The sequence below is a fragment of the Hominisplanchenecus sp. genome, from assembly GCF_046967715.1.
In the GTDB taxonomy this organism is placed as follows: Bacteria; Bacillota; Clostridia; order Lachnospirales; family Lachnospiraceae; genus Hominisplanchenecus; species Hominisplanchenecus faecis.
The window spans coordinates 41,710-58,415 of record NZ_JBKVNQ010000006.1 but is presented as its reverse complement, the minus strand read 5'-3'; the positions used below and the strand labels follow the sequence as shown (position 1 = coordinate 58,415).

Sequence of the window (16,706 nt, the reverse complement as noted above, 5' to 3'; positions counted from 1 at the left end):
TACTGCAGGGCGACGGCAAGATGAGCAAATCCAAAGGAAATGTACTGTATGCCGATGAGCTGGTTGATTTCTTTGGCGTGGATGCCGTGCGTTATTTCGTTCTGCATGAGATGCCGTTTGAAAACGACGGTGTGATCTCCTGGGAGCTGATGGTAGAGCGTATGAATTCTGACCTGGCAAATACCCTCGGAAACCTGGTAAACCGTACGGTTTCCATGTCCAATAAATATTTCGGCGGCGTGGTAGAAAATAAGAACGTAAACGAGCCAGTGGATGAAGAATTAAAGAAAGTCGTTCTGGAAACACCGAACAAAGTCATTGCAAAAATGGAAGAGCTGCGTGTGGCAGATGCGATCACCGAGATCTTTACACTGTTCAAACGCTGCAACAAATACATCGACGAGACGATGCCGTGGGCACTGGCAAAAGACGAGGCAAAAAAAGAGCGTCTGGCAACGGTTCTCTACAATCTGGTAGAGTCCATCAGCGTCGGAGCAACACTTCTGGAATCCTTCATGCCGGAGACTTCTGATAAAGTACTGGCACAGCTCGGAGCACAGAAACGCAAGCTTTCCCAGATGGATACCTTTGGTCTGTATCCGTCAGGCAATAAAGTAACCGAGAAACCGGAAATCCTCTTTGCACGTATGGATATCAATGAAGTGATGGCAAAAGTTGCAGAGCTTCATCCGGTAAAAGAAGAAGTAAAAGAAGAGGAAAAAGGCATTGATATCGAGCCGAAAGATGAGATCACATTTGAAGAATTCGGCAAAATGCAGTTCCAGGTAGGCGAGATCATTTCCTGCGAGGCAGTGAAAAAATCCAAAAAACTGCTCTGTTCTCAGGTTAAGATCGGCAGCCAGGTAAAACAGATCGTATCCGGAATTAAGGCACATTACACACCGGAAGAGATGGTCGGCAAAAAAGTCATGGTACTGGTAAACTTAAAACCTGCAAAACTTGCCGGAGTTCTTTCGGAAGGTATGCTGCTGTGTGCAGAGGATGAGAACGGAGAACTTTCCCTGATGGTACCGGAAAAGAAAATGCCGTCCGGAGCAGAGATCTGCTAAGAGGAAAAGAATGTATGATTTTTGACAGTCACGCTCATTATGATGATGAGGCATTTGACAAAGACAGAGACCGCCTGCTCTCCACGCTGGAAGAGCAGGGTGTCGGCTGTATTGTAAACGTAGGTGCAAGTTTTCGGGGGGCAAAGGACAGTGTGGAGCTTTCTATGCGTTATCCGCATGTCTATGCGGCAGTCGGCGTGCATCCGGATCATGTCGGTGAACTGGATGAGGTGAAGATGCAGCATCTCAAAGAAATGTGCACCATGGAAAAAACAGTCGCAGTCGGCGAGATCGGTCTTGATTATTACTGGGATAAAGAGTCCCACGAGCTTCAGAAGGAATGGTTCAAAAAGCAGATGGAGCTTGCAAAAGAGGTAGATCTTCCGGTCATTGTGCACAGCCGCGAGGCCGCACAGGATACGTTTGATTTGATCAAAAGTGAGCACGCCGGAACGACCGGAGGTGTGATACATTGTTTTTCCGGCTCGAAAGAGATGGCAAAAGAGTATATCAAGATGGGCTATTACATCGGGGTCGGCGGTGTTGTCACGTTTAAAAATGCAAGAGTTTTAAAAGAAGTGGTGGAGAGTATTCCACTTGAGCGGATTCTGACGGAAACAGACTGCCCATATCTGGCACCGGTGCCGTTTCGCGGAAAACGCAACTGTTCTGCCTATATTTCCTATGTGCTCGACATGATCGCAGAGTTAAAGGGCATTTCCAGAGAAGAGGCAGAGCAGGTTACTTACGAAAATGCAAGAAATATGTACCGCATCACAGACTGAAAGGCAGGAAAAAATGGAGAAATTATCAAATCCACAGAAAACCATAGAAGTAATTAAAAAATATGATTTTGCCTTTCAGAAGAAATTCGGGCAGAATTTTCTGATCGATGCCCATGTGCTGAACAAGATCATTGCTTCAGCAGATATCACAAAGGATGACTGTGTACTGGAAATCGGACCTGGTATCGGAACGATGACGCAGTATCTGGCAGAGGCAGCCGGAAAAGTTGTGGCAGTGGAGATCGACCGCAACTTGATTCCGATCCTCTCTGAGACGCTGGCAGATTACGAAAATGTAACCGTGATCAATGAAGATGTCCTGAAACTGGACATTGCGAAACTTGCGGATGAATACAATCAGGGCAGACCAATCAAAGTAGTGGCAAATCTTCCGTATTATATTACGACACCGATCATCATGGGACTTTTCGAGAGCCATGTGCCGGTAAAGAGCATTACTGTTATGGTTCAGAAAGAAGTTGCCCTGCGTATGCAGGCAGGACCGGGCACCAAAGATTACGGGGCACTGTCTCTGGCTGTGCAGTTTTATGCAGAGCCATATATCGTGGCAAATGTACCGCCAAACTGCTTTATGCCGCGTCCGAATGTCGGAAGTGCGGTCATCCGACTGACCCTGCATGAAAATCCGCCTACCACGGTAAAGGATGAAAGTCTGATGTTCCGGATCATCCGAGCTTCTTTTAACCAGAGAAGAAAAACGCTGCTCAACGGCCTGAATAATTCACCGGAGATTGCAGCAACGAAAGAACAGATCCAGACAGCTTTTGAAAAGCTTGGTTTTCCGGCAAATGTACGTGGGGAGACATTGACCTTAAAAGAATTTGCGGCACTTGCAGATGAGTTTGCCGAATTTTAGAATAAGAGAGCGGACGTTTTACGGCGTTCGCTTTTTTACTAAATCAAGCAGTAAAGCAGATTGCGAATATCCGCTTGACGAATGGTAAGAATTACTTTGTAACGGAGTAATTCTCGCGTGCGTTCGACTTGAATCAGACAGAAAGGGGAGAATATATGAGAAAAAAACTTACAGCAGTACTTCTGGCAGCGACAATGCTGCTTACTTCCGGTGTCACGGTCTTTGCAGACCGCGTGGATGCAGTCATCGACAAGCCATATCTTGCACTGGGAGCGGATTTAAGCCCACAGGAACAGATGACAGTTTTATCATTGCTCGGACTTAGTGACATCAACGTGGATGATTATGATATCATCAGCATCACCAATGCGGATGAACATGAATATCTGGATAAGTATCTGGATGCTTCGATCATCGGCACCAGGGCGTTGTCATCGGTTCTGGTCGTTGGAAAAGAAGCCGGAAACGGCATCCATGTAACAACGAAAAATATTTCCTACTGTACCGAAGGTATGTATCGCAATGCACTTTTGACGGCCGGCATCGAAGATGCGGATATCACGGTGGCAGGACCGTTTTCGATTTCCGGAACGGCGGCACTGGTCGGTGCGATCAAGGCGTATGAGACCATGACCGGGGAAGAGATTGACGATGAGAATCTCGATGCGGCAAACGATGAACTGGTGCTGACCGGCAAACTGGTGGAGGATATCGGAGATTCTGAAAAAGCAGAAGATCTGATGGCACTGGTAAAACAGGAAGTGGCAGAGAACAAACTGACCAGTGCAGAGGATATTCAAAATGTGGTGGATCAAGCATGCGATCAGCTGGATATTCAGCTTTCCGAAGAAAATCAGAAGCAGATCGCAGAACTGATGAAAAAGATAGAGGGACTGGATCTGGATGTGGATAAACTGAAGGATCAGGCAAAAGATTTGTATCAGAAACTGGAAGATTTGGATTTCCATGTGGATAAAGAGAGCGTTGGGAATTTCTTTACACGGATCATTGATGCGATCGTAAATTTCTTCCAGGGACTGTTTGGAAAATAAAAGAGGGTAACTGAAAATAAAACAAAAGATGGAGGGACTTTATGAAAGGAAAAAAAGTTTTAAGTGTTCTGCTTGCTTCTGTAATGATGTTCACGGCAGTTCCGGTAGGAAGCATTGGGGCAATGGCTGCACCAGTCCAGAATGCACAGGTGCAGGAGCAGAAAGTGAAGACACAGGCAGAGAGTGGTCTTTCCAATATCGCAGCCGACTGTGAAATCAGCGTTCCAAGCGAGGAAGGAGCCAACGTCAAGGAAAATATGGTGGATGGAAATCCGTCTAGTTTGTGGGTGAACAATGGGGCGAACTGGCCGTGTACAGTAACATTTGCACTGCCAAAGGCAAACACGAAATGTGTGAAAAAAATAGTGCTGAAATTCGAATCCGGCCATACACCGTGGAGCGTGGATGTATCACTGAAGTATGCACTGAACAACGTAACGAGCGATCTGGTCAGTGTACCTGGATCTGCAAAGACTGCAAAATTTGACGATGGCTATACGTTTGAATTTGAAAATGCCCAGGCGATGACTCATCTGTATGTGGAACTTTCCAATCCGAAGAACAACGGTGCAACCGGTGCTTTCTGGCCGGCGATCGCAGAGGCAGAAGTTTATATTGATAACGGTGCGGAAGAAACAGTTGAACTGGAAAACATCGCTGCTACCAGAAAGCAGAGTCTGACACTGAAAAGCGAAGTCAATGCATCCGCAGACAAAGCAAAAATCACCGACAACGATGAGACAACGGCATCTCCTCTTCAGGAGAAAACCTTTGCAGCCGGCAGCAGTGAGACCTTTGCAGAAGTTGGTTTTGGCGTAGAGCAGAAGATGCGTCAGATTATTCTGGCACTGCCAAAGGACAATCAAAATGCATCCTATACCTATAAGCTTTACGGAAAAGCAACAAAAAACGGCTCTTATGAAACACAGCCGTTTGCGACCGGAAACATCAATACCGGTGATGCAAACAAAGTAAAGATCAACGCAGCCGATGTGGATTCTGCTGTCAAAGATCTAGAATACGAATCCGTAAAGGCTGTTTTTGAGGCAGCAAACGATGCCGGAAAAAATAACATCCTGTCTCTGGCAGAGTTCCAGATCTTTGCAAACAAAGCAACGATCGCAGAGGCGGATACTGAAAATATCGTATGGAAAAGCACCGCACTGCACAGCAACTACAGTCAGGACACCCTGAACCGCATTGTTGACGGAAATTTAAGCAATACCTGGAGTGCAGACCAGTATCCGGCATATGTGGATTTTGATCTCGGAGCAGAGTATGATCTGTCAAGGATTGAAGTTTACACCCCGAAAAACGGCTATTCCCAGTATTCTCTGTACTACAGCAACGATGGTCAGAATTACAGCAAACTTGCGGAAAAAACCGGCACCGATGCCTGTCCGGATGGAGGAGAGGTTTATCAGGCAGAAGGAAAGAAAGCAAGCAGTGTGCGTATCCTGCTTTCCTACAATTCTGCAAGTTCCAAAGCCGTGCTGAATGAAGTTCGTATCCTCGGAACAAAGAGCGGGGAAGCAAAAAAAGCCGCATTTCAGGCACCGGTTTCCTATGTAGAATCCGCATACAATACAGAAGTTACCACGCAGGATACGATCGATGAAGTTTATGGTGTTGTCAGCCGTAACCTTGGTAAGCAGTACAAAAACTGGTTTACCTTTGAAGTAAAAGACAAGGCAGAAGGTGCAGCCGATTATTATGAGATCGAAGATGTGAACGGTAAAGTGAAGATCACCGGCAACAGCGGTGTGACGATCGCAAACGGCCTGAACTATTATCTGAAATATTACTGCAAGGTGAGCATCACCCAGGTCGGTGATCAGGTAACGATGCCAAAAAGTATTGTAAAAGTCGGATCAAAAGTACATAAAGAGTGCAAAGTGGCACTGCGTTATGCGTACAACTACTGTACGATGTCCTACTCGATGGCATTCTGGGGCGAGGATGAGTGGAGAAAAGAACTTGACTGGCTGGCACTCAATGGTGTCAACATCGTTCTGGATATCACCGGACAGGAAGAAGTCTGGAGAGAATTTTTAAGTGCACTTGGCTATACGCATGAAGAGATCAAAGATTATATCGCAGGACCTGCCTACTATGCATGGGCATATATGGCAAACCTTTCCGGATACGGCGGACCGGTCCATGACTCCTGGTTTACCAAGAGAACGGAGCTTGCAAGAAAGAACCAGCTGATCATGCGGAAACTCGGCATGCAGCCGATCCTTCAGGGATACAGCGGCATGATTCCGGTTGATGTGCAGAGCAAGGCAAAAGGAGCGTATGCACTGACAGGCAACGATGTGATCCCACAGGGAACCTGGTGCTCCTTCCAGCGTCCGTACATGCTGCGTACCACCACAGCGGCATACGATAAATATGCAAAATTATTTTATGAGTGTCAGAAAAATGTCTATGGAGATGTAACACATTATTATGCGACGGATCCATTCCATGAGGGCGGAGATACCGGTGACATGTCCACAAGTGATGTAAGTTCAGAAGTGTTAAATTCCATGCTGGAGTTTGACAAGGATGCAGTCTGGGTGATCCAGGCATGGCAGGGCAACCCGAGTGCCGGACTGATAAACGGACTGAACGGAAGAAAAGAGCACGCACTTGTGCTGGATCTTTATGCAGAGAAGGACACACACTGGAACGACAGTAGTTACTCCGGCGGAAAAGAGTTTCAGAAGACACCGTGGGTTTACTGTATGCTGAACAACTTCGGCGGACGTATGGGACTGCATGGACATATGGACAATATTGTCAGCGGCGTTGTCGATGCGGCAAACAACAGTGAAATGCTGACCGGTATCGGTATTACACCGGAAGGTTCTCAGAACAACCCGGTCCTTTATGATTTATTATTTGAAACTGTATGGTGTGACGATGCAACAAAAACGCTGACAGAGATCGACACCGACCAGTGGCTCAAAGATTATGTGACAAGACGTTACGGAGCCAAGAGTGAATCTGCGTATGAGGCAATGAAGATCCTCGAAAACACCGTTTACAAGGCATCTCTGAACATGCGTGGTCAGGGTGCACCGGAGTCCTACATCAATGCACGCCCGGCAGAGAGTATCGGTGCGGCATCAACCTGGGGAAATGCAGTGATCGGCTACGATATGGAAGAGCTGGAAAAAGCAGCAGAGCTGCTGCTTGAAGATTACGATACCCTGAAAAAGAGCGACGGTTATCTCTATGATCTGGCAGATGTTCTCAAACAGGTACTGTCAAACTCTTCCCAGAAATATCACAGAGAGATGGTAAGTGCTTATCGGTCCGCTGATATTGCGAAATTTAACGAGGCATCCGATCAGTTTTTAAGCCTGATCGACAAAGTGGAAGAAGTGCTCGGAACCAGAAAAGAATTCCTGTTCGGAACCTGGACAGAACAGGCGAAGAAACTGGCAGAGGGTGACGATGACTTCACAAAAGATATCTACGAACTGAATGCGAAATCGCTGGTAACTACCTGGGCTTCTTATCCGCAGGCAGAGAGTGGTGGACTGAAAGACTACTCCAACCGTCAGTGGGCAGGTCTTACACAGGACTTCTACAAACAGCGTTGGACGATGTGGATCAATCAGAAAAAGGCAGAAATGAAAGGCGAAAGCACACAGAACATCAACTGGTTTGCTTTTGAGTGGGCATTTGCAAGAAGTCACAAAGAATACACGACAGAGGCATCCGGCAAAAACTTAAAAGAACTCGGGGAAGATATCCTGAAAAATTACAGTTCCAAAGATCCGGCAGCAAATGGTGCAAACGATTACACAGGAAAAGTGACTGTAACAGCAGGTTCGGAAGAGACAAGCCAGGAGAACGGTGCAGCAGCCAATGTCCTGGATGGAAGTTCCGATACAATCTGGCATACCAACTACACAAATGCAGCCGACATGGCTTCCTACGAGAAACATTATCTGATTTTTACAATGGAAGAGGCAGTCAAACTTGGCGGACTTCGTTATCAGCCAAGACAGGGCGGAGGTCTTAACGGTATCATCAAAGCTTACGAGATCTACACCAGTATGGACGGCGAGAATTATACAAAAGCGGCAGAAGGAAACTGGACGGCAGACACTTCCTGGAAACTGGCTTCTTTTGACAAACCAGTTACCGCAAAATATGTGAAATTTGTCGTAAAGGATGCAACTTCCGAACAGGCAGGAAAATGTTTCAGCAGTGCGGCACAGATCAGACTGACCGTTCCGGAAAAAACAGGAGAAGACAAGCCGACTGAAACAGAAAAACCGACTGAGACGGAAAAACCGACTGAGACAGAAAAACCGAACCAGACCGAAAAGCCGACTGAAACGGAAAAACCGGACCAGACGGAGAAACCGGATCAGACCGAAAAACCAAAGGACAATAAATCCGACCAGAACACTTCTGGTTCTGCCGGAAAGATCGGAGATGTGATCGCAGATGCAGCCGGAGTGTTCAACTACACGATCACCGGAAATGACACCGTGGAAGTAAAGAGCATGGCAGCAAAGGGCAAAACAAAGAAAGCCGTAAAAATTTCTGCATCGATCAAAGCAAATGGTAAGACTTACAAAGTGACCGGTATTGCGGCAAACGCCTTTAAGGGCAATAAAAAGATGACTTCCGTGCTCATCGGAGGCAATGTGAAAAAGATTGGCAGAAGTGCATTTAAAAACTGCAAAAACTTGACGAAAGTTACCGTGAACGGCAGCAAACTGCAGACCATCAGCAAAAATGCATTCAAAGGCGATAAAAAGTTAAAGAACATCAGCCTGAAGAAAGTAAAATCTCTGAAGAAAGTAGAAAAGGCGGCATTTAAGGGCATTTCGAAAAAAGTAACCGTAAAAGTGCCGAAGAACAAAAAGAAAGCTTACAGCAAGCTGCTGGCAAAAGGAAGCATTGCGGCAGGCAAAGTAAGATCATAAAACATAGCATAGAAGGATTCCGGCAGACATAGGATAGCATGAAAGAAACGGAAAGGGCGAAATTCCGGTGAAAGGATTTTTATACAGAAACTGGAAAAACATGCTTTTTCACATCTATCTGTTTGTACTGTTTGCCGGAATCGGAATCGGCAGTGTGGAATATATCCGCTGGTGTGAAAGATCACTTCCGGCATCAGCGGATATTCCGCCTGAGATTGCCCTGACTTTCGACGACGGACCACATCCGGTCTATACGAAAAAGTTGCTGGACGGTCTGCGAAAACGAGGCGTAAAGGCAACCTTTTTTCTGATCGGGGAAAATATCGAAGGAAATGAAGAATTGGTAAAGCAGATGGCAGAAGATGGACATCTGATCGGAAACCATACCTGGTCCCATGTGGACGTTACAAAAATGTCGGATAAACAGGCATGTGAAGAGATTACAAAAACGAGCGAGCTGGTCAGAAGCATTGTCGGCTATGACACCGAATATATCAGACCTCCTTTTGGGGCATGGAACAAAAACCTGGAGTGCGGTTTTCAGATGTTTCCGGTGCTCTGGACCATCGATCCGCTGGACTGGAAAACAGAAAATGCGGATCAGATCGTAGAAAAAGTGATGTCTGAGGCAAAAGAAAATGCCATTATCCTGCTGCATGACCGCTATGAAGCTTCGGTGGAAGCGGCACTTCGGATCGTGGATCTGTTAAAGGAGCAGGGCTATACATTTGTAACAGCAGATAAGCTTGTACTGGAATGACAGGATGTTATAGAAAGTTACTTTGTGACGGAGTTACTTGTGCGGTATCTTTCAAACGAAAAAGAAACACAGGAGGGGAGGAAGAACTTTGGATTTATTTGATTATATGAGAGAAACGAAAATGGAGAGTGAAGCACCGCTTGCTTCTAGGATACGGCCCAGGACATTGGATGAGATTGTCGGACAACAGCATATTCTGGCAAAAGATAAACTGCTTTACCGGGCGATCAAAGCAGATAAACTCAGTTCCGTTATTTTTTACGGACCGCCGGGAACCGGAAAGACAACGATCGCAAAAGTGATCGCCGGCACAACGAGTGCGGCTTTTACGCAGATCAATGCTACGGTGGCAGGTAAAAAAGATATGGAAGAAGTCGTTGCCGAGGCAAAACAGAGGATGGGCATGTATGGAAAGAGGACGATTCTGTTTGTAGATGAGATCCATCGTTTTAACAAAGGGCAGCAGGACTATTTACTTCCGTTTGTTGAGGACGGGACAGTGGTGCTGATCGGGGCGACAACGGAGAATCCTTATTTTGAAGTCAACGGTGCTTTGCTTTCCAGATCCAAAGTTTTTGAACTGAAACCGCTTGAAAAAGAAGATATCAAAAAACTGATTTTGCGTGCGGTCACGGACAGCGAACGCGGTATGGGGGCATATGATGTCTGCATGGATGAGGAAGCGGCAGATTTTCTGGCAGAAGCGGCAGACGGCGATGCCAGGTCTGCACTCAATGCTGTAGAGCTTGGTGTGCTGACAACGGAGCGTTCTGCAGACGGGAAAATCCACTTTACGATCGACGTGGCATCAGAGTGTATCCAGAAACGTGTGATCCGCTACGATAAGGCGGGAGATAATCACTACGATACGATCTCTGCTTTTATCAAGAGTATGCGGGGATCAGATCCGGATGCGGCAGTTTATTATCTGGCAAGAATGCTCTATGCCGGAGAAAGTGTGACCTTTATCGCCAGAAGGATCATGATCTGTGCATCCGAAGATGTCGGCAATGCAGATCCGCAGGCACTTCAGGTGGCAGTTGCGGCGGCACAGGCTGTCGAGCGTGTCGGTATGCCGGAGTCGCAGCTGATCCTTTCTCAGGCAGCAATCTATGTGGCATGTGCTCCGAAGAGCAATGCAGCAACGAATGCAATCTTTTCGGCAATGGAATCGGTGAAAAATAAAAAAGCTTCCGTGCCGCCGTATCTGCAGGATGCACATTATGGCGGAGCAGGGAAGCTGGGGAGGGGCATTGGTTATGAATATGCCCACGATTTCCCGAAACATTTCTCAAAGCAGCGTTATCTGCCGTATGAACTCGGCGAAGTGAAGTTTTATGAGCCAAGTGACAGCGGATATGAGCAGCAGATCAGGAAGCATCTGGACTGGCTGCATGAAGAATAAAATGCAGGGCAGAATGGTTCTGTACTTCGAACTTCAATTCTGCCAGGTGTTCAGGAGAGCTGTGTCATCAGAAACTGGTAGACCATTTCGCATTTGTTTTTCCAGGACTTGCACATAGCTTCTGCCTGTTTTTTGTCCGGAACCGTAAGAGTCAGGTCGATCAGATCGGACTCTTTTTCTTTTATGACACAGTGTACGGCATATTCTTTTGCCGTGGTACGGTAATAATCCGCCGTGACCGAAACCTCATTTCGCAGCTCAATCTTGTGTTCCTGAAGATACTGATCGGCTTCCTCTTGGATTGCATTCGGGATGCGGTCACAGAAATAGCCAAGTGCCTCGCGTCCGCTCTTTGTCAGCTGAAACTGTGTGGTATTGCGGATGGTCTGTGGCTTAACAAGATTGGCTTCTTCCAGTTCTGAAAAAGCTTGCTGCAGCGTGAAATAGTTTGTGTAGCCGCGGTCAAGCAGAAAACTGGAAATCTGGCTGTTTGTAAGCGGAAAATCCACGCGGTCAAGCATATATAAGATAATTAATTTATAAAGCGTAAATGGTTCAGCCATAAAATGCCTCCTTATGTAAAAAATCTCTGCAAAAGCGTGTCAGGTCTCAACTGTGTCCGCTTTACTTTCATTCGGTAAACAGACGTCCCTGCCAGGTATCACGAACTTTCAGTTCGTGGTGGATATGGTTGAGGACGCTGCGTTTTTTCAGGCTCCAGAGCGGTGCGATCAGCAGATCGCTCGGACCGTCCCCGGTCAGGCGGTGGATCGTGATATCCGGCGAGAGCACTTCCAGACAGCGGATCACAAGATCAACGTATTCATCTTCCGATAAAATGTGAAATCCGGTCTGCCCATAATAAGCTGCCAGATCGGTGTGTTTCAGCACATGGAGCAGCTGCAGCTTGATGCCGTCAATGTGGTGTGCATTTAAGTAACGCATGGTCTCTAGGATATTTTCCGTATTTTCGCCCGGAAGACCAAGAATCGTATGAACGACCGTCTCTAATTTACGTTCCTGCAGTTTTTCAAGTGCATCTTCAAAACAGGAAAGTTTATAGCCTCTGCGGATAAAAGCGGCTGTTCGTTCATGGATCGTCTGAAGCCCAAGCTCTACCGTGACCGGTTTCTTTTTATTCAGCTCCGATAACAGATCCAGCGTCTCGTCCGGCAGGCAGTCCGGTCTTGTGCCGATCGAAAGTCCGACGATGTCTTCGTGTTCAATCGCCTCTGTAAAAATACGCTCCAGATATGAAAGCGGAGCGTAAGTATTGGTGTAAGCCTGAAAATAGGCGATAAAATGCGTTGCCGGAAATTTCGGGGAAAGGCGGGCCTTCTGTTCCTCAATCTGCTGATGGATCGGGTGTGTCCTGTCACCGGCAAAATCACCGCTTCCGCCCTCACTGCAGAAAATACAGCCGCACTTTCCGAGCGTGCCGTCGCGGTTCGGACAGGTCATGCCGCCGTCTAAAGAGACTTTGTAAATCTTTTCACCGTAGCGGTCCCGCAGATGATAATCCAGCGAGCGGTACGGTTTTCCACCAAAATCTGGCGGTTTTACAGTCATAAAGCTACCTCCGTGGTATCTGCCGGCAAAATCCGGCAGCTGTTCTTTAAAACTTATCATAGCATCTGCATTTGTAAAAATCAAGGAGACGAAAAAAGGTTTGCGGCATTTCCTCTGGTATGGTAGAATGATAGAAGAAAATGCTGGGTGTGCATGGCATGCCTTGGGATGTTTTACAGAAAGGAATCCAAAAGATGAGTATACTGATAAAAAACGGCAGAGTGATTGATCCGGACACCAGAAAAGATGGCCGGTATGATATCCTGATCGAGGAGGATAAGATTGTAAAGGTAGACCAGGAGATCAAGGAAGAGGCAGAAGAAGTGATCGATGCAGAAGGCTGCTACGTTATGCCGGGCCTGATCGACCTGCATGTTCACTTGAGGGATCCGGGACAGACGTACAAGGAGACGGTTGAGACAGGAGCAGCTGCAGCGGCACACGGAGGATTTACCACCGTGCTGGCGATGCCGAATACAAAGCCGGTAACAGATGATAGACTTAATATCCGTTATGTACACAACAAGGCAAAAGCGATGGCACCGATTCACGTACTGCAGGCCGGTGCGATCACAAAAGGACAGAAGGGAAAAGAACTTGCCGATATCGAATCCATGGTAGCGGAAGGAGCTCCGGCAATCAGTGAGGACGGTAAATCCGTTATGGATTCCCTGCTCTGCAAAGAAGCAATGAAGATCGCAGCAGAGTGCGGCGTTCCGGTCATGGCACACTGCGAGGACATCGACCTGGTGGACGGCGGTGTGGCAAATGACGATGAATCGATCCGCAAACAGGGACTTCGCGGCATCAGCAATGCAGTCGAGGACATCATCGCCGTGCGTGATGTGATGCTGGCAGGAGAGACAGGAGCACACCTACATCTGTGCCACTGCTCTACTTATGGAAGCGTGGAGATCGTCAAACAGGCAAAAAAACAGGACATCCATGTAACGGCAGAAGTATGCCCGCATCATTTTACGCTGACCTCCAAAGATGTCGATGCCAGCGATGCAAACTATAAAATGAACCCGCCGCTGCGTACCAAAAAGGACGTAGAGGCATTAAAACGAGGTCTGCGAGATGACATTATGGATGTGATCGCAACCGACCATGCACCGCACAGCGAAGAGGAAAAGAGACGTTCCTTTACGGCAGCACCGTTTGGTATTGTCGGACTTGAGACAGCCGTTCCGCTTACCATCAGCGAGCTGGTAGAAAAAGAGTACCTTACACCGATGCAGATGGCAGAAAAGATGAGCTACAATCCGGCAAAAATCCTGGGACTGGACAAAGGTTCCCTTGCAGAAGGCAAGATCGCCGATGTGGTCATCATTGATCCGAACGAAGAGTATGTGATCGATAAAAATACCTTCGCATCCAAAGGACGCAACACACCGTTCCACGGCAGAACCGTACGAGGCAAAGTCAAAGTGACGATCTGCGACGGAAAGGTCGTTTATAAAGATAAATAGAATGATAAATGCCGTTCCACACAGCAAATGTGTGGATCCACAGAAGAAAGGATAAGATTATGATTCAGAAATTGATCCAGAAGATCCAGAAAACACATGCACCGATCGTAGTAGGACTCGATCCGATGCTTTCCTATGTACCGGCTCATATCCAGAAACGTGCATTTGAAGAACACGGTGAGACACTGGAAGGAGCAGCAGAAGCCATCTGGCAGTATAACAAAGAGATCGTAGACCATGTGTATGACCTGATCCCGGCAGTAAAACCACAGATCGCCATGTACGAACAGTTCGGTATTCCTGGTCTTATGGCCTTTAAAAAGACCGTAGATTACTGTAAATCCAAAGATCTTGTTGTGATCGGCGATATCAAACGAGGCGATATCGGATCGACATCCGCAGCTTATGCAGTCGGACATCTTGGAAAAGTCAAAGTCGGAAACAACAGCTTTGCAGGATTTGACGAAGATTTTGTTACCGTAAATCCATATCTTGGAACCGACGGTGTGAAACCGTTTGTAGATGTCTGCAAAGAGGAGAAAAAAGGTCTGTTCATCCTTGTCAAGACTTCCAACCCGTCAAGCGGTGAGTTTCAGGATCGTCTGATCGACGGCCGTCCGCTCTACGAGCTGGTTGGTGAGCAGGTTGCAAAATGGGGCGAGGACTGCATGGGTGATGATTACAGCTATGTGGGAGCCGTTGTCGGAGCAACTTACCCGGAACAGGGCAAAGTGCTGCGTAAGATCATGCCGAAGTCCTTTATCCTGGTACCGGGTTATGGTGCACAGGGCGGAAAAGGTGCAGACCTGGTACACTTCTTCAACGAAGACGGACTTGGTGCGATCGTAAACTCATCCAGAGGAATCATTGCTGCTTACAAACAGGAGCAGTATGCAAAATACGGTGAAGAACATTTTGCGGAGGCATCCAGAGCAGCTGTTGAGGCAATGATCGCAGATATCGGAACTGCTCTTGAGAGGGCAAAATAAGCAGCCGTTTTCAAAATGTGGGGATTGGCATTTGCAGATTTCATACAGCCGCCTGGTTTGACAGGACAAAAAGAAAAGAAATGAGGATTTTAATATGGCTGGCAAATATAAAGAACTTGCAGAAGTTTTAAAGCAGGAGTGCATTGCTCCTGATATTTACAGTATGTGGCTTCAGACAGACAAGATCGCAGAGCAGGCTGTACCGGGACAGTTTATTTCCGTGTACAGCAACGATGGCAGCAGACTTCTGCCGCGTCCGATCAGTCTGTGTGAGATTGATAAGGATAAAAAGGCACTTCGTATCGTTTATCGTGTGGCAGGAAAAGGAACGGCGGAGTTTGCACAGTGTCAGAAAGGTGATAAGCTTGAAATTTTAGGACCGCTCGGAAATGGATTTCCGATGGAACGTGCCGAAGGCAAAAAGGTATTTCTGATCGGCGGAGGCATCGGTATTCCGCCTATGGTTGAGCTTTCCAGGCAGCTTCCGGGTGAAAAGACAGCGATCGCCGGATACCGTGATGACAAACTGTTTTTAAAAGAAGAACTTGAGCGAAATGCAGTATTTTATGCGGCAACAGAGGATGGAAGTGTCGGCACAAAGGGCAATGTCCTTGATGCGATCCGTGAGAATAAACTTACCGCAGATGTGATCTATGCCTGCGGACCGACTCCGATGCTCCGTGCACTGAAAGCTTATGCACAGGAACAGGATATCGAGTGCTGGATTTCCATGGAAGAGCGTATGGCATGCGGCATCGGTGCCTGCCTTGCCTGCGTCTGCCAGTCAAAAGAGGTGGACGATCATTCTCATGTACATAACAAACGTGTCTGCAAAGACGGACCGGTATTTCTGGCAACGGAGGTGGAACTGTGAGTACAAAGATAAGTACAAGCGTAAATATTGCCGGAGTTGAACTGAAAAATCCGGTTATGACAGCATCCGGAACTTTTGGCTCCGGAGCAGAATACAGTGAATTTGTGGACCTGTCAAAGCTTGGTGCAGTGGTCACAAAGGGCGTGGCAAACGTACCGTGGCCGGGCAATCCGACTCCGCGTGTGGCAGAAGTCTACGGCGGCATGTTAAATGCTATCGGACTGCAGAATCCGGGCATTGATGTATTTGTAAAACGTGATATTCCGTTTTTGAAACAGTATGATACCAAGATCGTGGTCAATGTCTGTGGAAGAAGTACGAAGGACTACTGTGAAGTGGTAGAACGTCTGGCAGACGAACCAGTGGATCTTCTGGAGATCAACATTTCCTGCCCGAACGTCAAAGAAGGCGGCATTGCTTTCGGACAGAATCCAAAGTCTGTCGAGGACATCACAAAAGAGATCAAACGTGTGGCAAAACAGCCGGTTATCATGAAGCTCAGCCCAAATGTGACCGATATCACGGAAACAGCAAGGGCAGCAGAAGCAGGCGGTGCAGATGCACTTTCTCTGATCAATACACTGACCGGTATGAAGATTGATATTAATCGCAGGAAATTTGTCCTGGCAAACAAGACCGGCGGTATGTCCGGTCCGGCAGTCAAACCGGTTGCCGTGCGTATGGTATATCAGACCGCACAGGCAGTAAAACTTCCGATCATCGGCATGGGCGGCATCATGAATGCAGAGGATGCCCTGGAGTTCATTTTGGCAGGAGCAACTGCCGTTTCTGTAGGAACCGCAAACTTTATCGATCCGATGACCACCCTCAAAGTAGCAGAAGGGATCGAAGCATATATGAGAGCACAGAATGTATCCGACATCAGAGAACTGGTCGGTGCCGTGCAGTAAGGAGATAA

General features: G+C 47.3%; 13 protein-coding genes. 11 read left to right on the top strand and 2 right to left on the bottom strand.

Annotated features, from left to right (window positions below; genetic code table 11):
- The 7 genes from metG to ACLTL4_RS01780 all read left to right on the top strand — a co-directional run.
- Positions 1 to 1,070, top strand: a 1,070-nt coding sequence (gene metG / locus ACLTL4_RS01810) for a methionine--tRNA ligase subunit beta (protein WP_412320174.1), incomplete at its 5' end; no start/stop codon positions are given.
- Positions 1,071 to 1,084: 14 nt separating this feature from the next.
- On the top strand, positions 1,085 to 1,855 hold the full coding sequence (locus tag ACLTL4_RS01805; RefSeq protein WP_412290737.1) for a TatD family hydrolase: 771 nt from the start codon (positions 1,085 to 1,087) through the stop codon (positions 1,853 to 1,855).
- A gap of 13 nt (positions 1,856 to 1,868) precedes the next feature.
- Positions 1,869 to 2,732, top strand: a complete 864-nt coding sequence (gene rsmA, locus ACLTL4_RS01800; RefSeq protein ID WP_412290739.1) for a 16S rRNA (adenine(1518)-N(6)/adenine(1519)-N(6))-dimethyltransferase RsmA — start codon at positions 1,869 to 1,871, stop codon at positions 2,730 to 2,732.
- Between the two features lie 155 nt (positions 2,733 to 2,887).
- Entirely contained in the window at positions 2,888 to 3,784 is an 897-nt protein-coding gene (locus tag ACLTL4_RS01795; RefSeq protein ID WP_173897143.1) for a DUF1002 domain-containing protein, read from the top strand.
- A gap of 41 nt (positions 3,785 to 3,825) precedes the next feature.
- Complete coding sequence (locus tag ACLTL4_RS01790) at positions 3,826 to 8,718, top strand: alpha-N-acetylglucosaminidase TIM-barrel domain-containing protein (protein WP_412290742.1); 4,893 nt, start codon at positions 3,826 to 3,828, stop codon at positions 8,716 to 8,718.
- Positions 8,719 to 8,785: 67 nt separating this feature from the next.
- Complete coding sequence (locus ACLTL4_RS01785; protein ID WP_226911861.1) at positions 8,786 to 9,478, top strand: polysaccharide deacetylase family protein; 693 nt, start codon at positions 8,786 to 8,788, stop codon at positions 9,476 to 9,478.
- Between the two features lie 88 nt (positions 9,479 to 9,566).
- Positions 9,567 to 10,883 (top strand): replication-associated recombination protein A, encoded by a 1,317-nt coding sequence (locus ACLTL4_RS01780; RefSeq protein ID WP_412290744.1) that lies wholly within the window; start codon positions 9,567 to 9,569, stop codon positions 10,881 to 10,883.
- A 50-nt stretch (positions 10,884 to 10,933) separates the two neighbouring features.
- Here ACLTL4_RS01780 and ACLTL4_RS01775 read toward each other — a convergent pair whose 3' ends face one another.
- Entirely contained in the window at positions 10,934 to 11,446 is a 513-nt protein-coding gene (locus tag ACLTL4_RS01775; RefSeq protein ID WP_022118958.1) for a DUF4364 family protein, read from the bottom strand.
- Positions 11,447 to 11,513: 67 nt separating this feature from the next.
- Positions 11,514 to 12,452 carry a TIGR01212 family radical SAM protein gene (locus tag ACLTL4_RS01770; RefSeq protein ID WP_215658735.1) on the bottom strand — a complete coding sequence of 313 codons (939 nt, stop codon included), beginning with the start codon at positions 12,450 to 12,452 and terminating at the stop codon, positions 11,514 to 11,516.
- A 194-nt stretch (positions 12,453 to 12,646) separates the two neighbouring features.
- Here ACLTL4_RS01770 and ACLTL4_RS01765 point away from each other — a divergent pair, with 194 nt between their 5' ends.
- From ACLTL4_RS01765 to ACLTL4_RS01750, 4 genes are all read left to right on the top strand, one after another.
- Positions 12,647 to 13,924: a dihydroorotase gene (locus ACLTL4_RS01765; protein ID WP_022118960.1), complete on the top strand. Its 1,278-nt coding sequence runs from the start codon at positions 12,647 to 12,649 to the stop codon at positions 13,922 to 13,924.
- A gap of 59 nt (positions 13,925 to 13,983) precedes the next feature.
- Positions 13,984 to 14,913 (top strand): orotidine-5'-phosphate decarboxylase, encoded by a 930-nt coding sequence (gene pyrF / locus ACLTL4_RS01760; RefSeq protein ID WP_022118961.1) that lies wholly within the window; start codon positions 13,984 to 13,986, stop codon positions 14,911 to 14,913.
- Positions 14,914 to 15,007: 94 nt separating this feature from the next.
- Positions 15,008 to 15,787: a dihydroorotate dehydrogenase electron transfer subunit gene (locus ACLTL4_RS01755; RefSeq protein WP_412290747.1), complete on the top strand. Its 780-nt coding sequence runs from the start codon at positions 15,008 to 15,010 to the stop codon at positions 15,785 to 15,787.
- Positions 15,788 to 15,795: 8 nt separating this feature from the next.
- Entirely contained in the window at positions 15,796 to 16,698 is a 903-nt protein-coding gene (locus ACLTL4_RS01750) for a dihydroorotate dehydrogenase (RefSeq protein ID WP_173866332.1), read from the top strand.
- Positions 16,699 to 16,706: the final 8 nt, after the last annotated feature.

Bases quoted from the DNA above. Each gene is read 5' to 3' on its own strand.
- ACLTL4_RS01805 (WP_412290737.1), top strand. From the start codon at position 1,085: ATGATTTTTGACAGTCACGCTCATTATGATGATGAGGCATTTGACAAA.
- rsmA (WP_412290739.1), top strand. From the start codon at position 1,869: ATGGAGAAATTATCAAATCCACAGAAAACCATAGAAGTAATTAAAAAA.
- ACLTL4_RS01795 (WP_173897143.1), top strand. From the start codon at position 2,888: ATGAGAAAAAAACTTACAGCAGTACTTCTGGCAGCGACAATGCTGCTT.
- ACLTL4_RS01790 (WP_412290742.1), top strand. From the start codon at position 3,826: ATGAAAGGAAAAAAAGTTTTAAGTGTTCTGCTTGCTTCTGTAATGATG.
- ACLTL4_RS01775 (WP_022118958.1), bottom strand. From the start codon at position 11,446: ATGGCTGAACCATTTACGCTTTATAAATTAATTATCTTATATATGCTT.
- ACLTL4_RS01770 (WP_215658735.1), bottom strand. From the start codon at position 12,452: ATGACTGTAAAACCGCCAGATTTTGGTGGAAAACCGTACCGCTCGCTG.
- ACLTL4_RS01765 (WP_022118960.1), top strand. From the start codon at position 12,647: ATGAGTATACTGATAAAAAACGGCAGAGTGATTGATCCGGACACCAGA.
- pyrF (WP_022118961.1), top strand. From the start codon at position 13,984: ATGATTCAGAAATTGATCCAGAAGATCCAGAAAACACATGCACCGATC.
- ACLTL4_RS01755 (WP_412290747.1), top strand. From the start codon at position 15,008: ATGGCTGGCAAATATAAAGAACTTGCAGAAGTTTTAAAGCAGGAGTGC.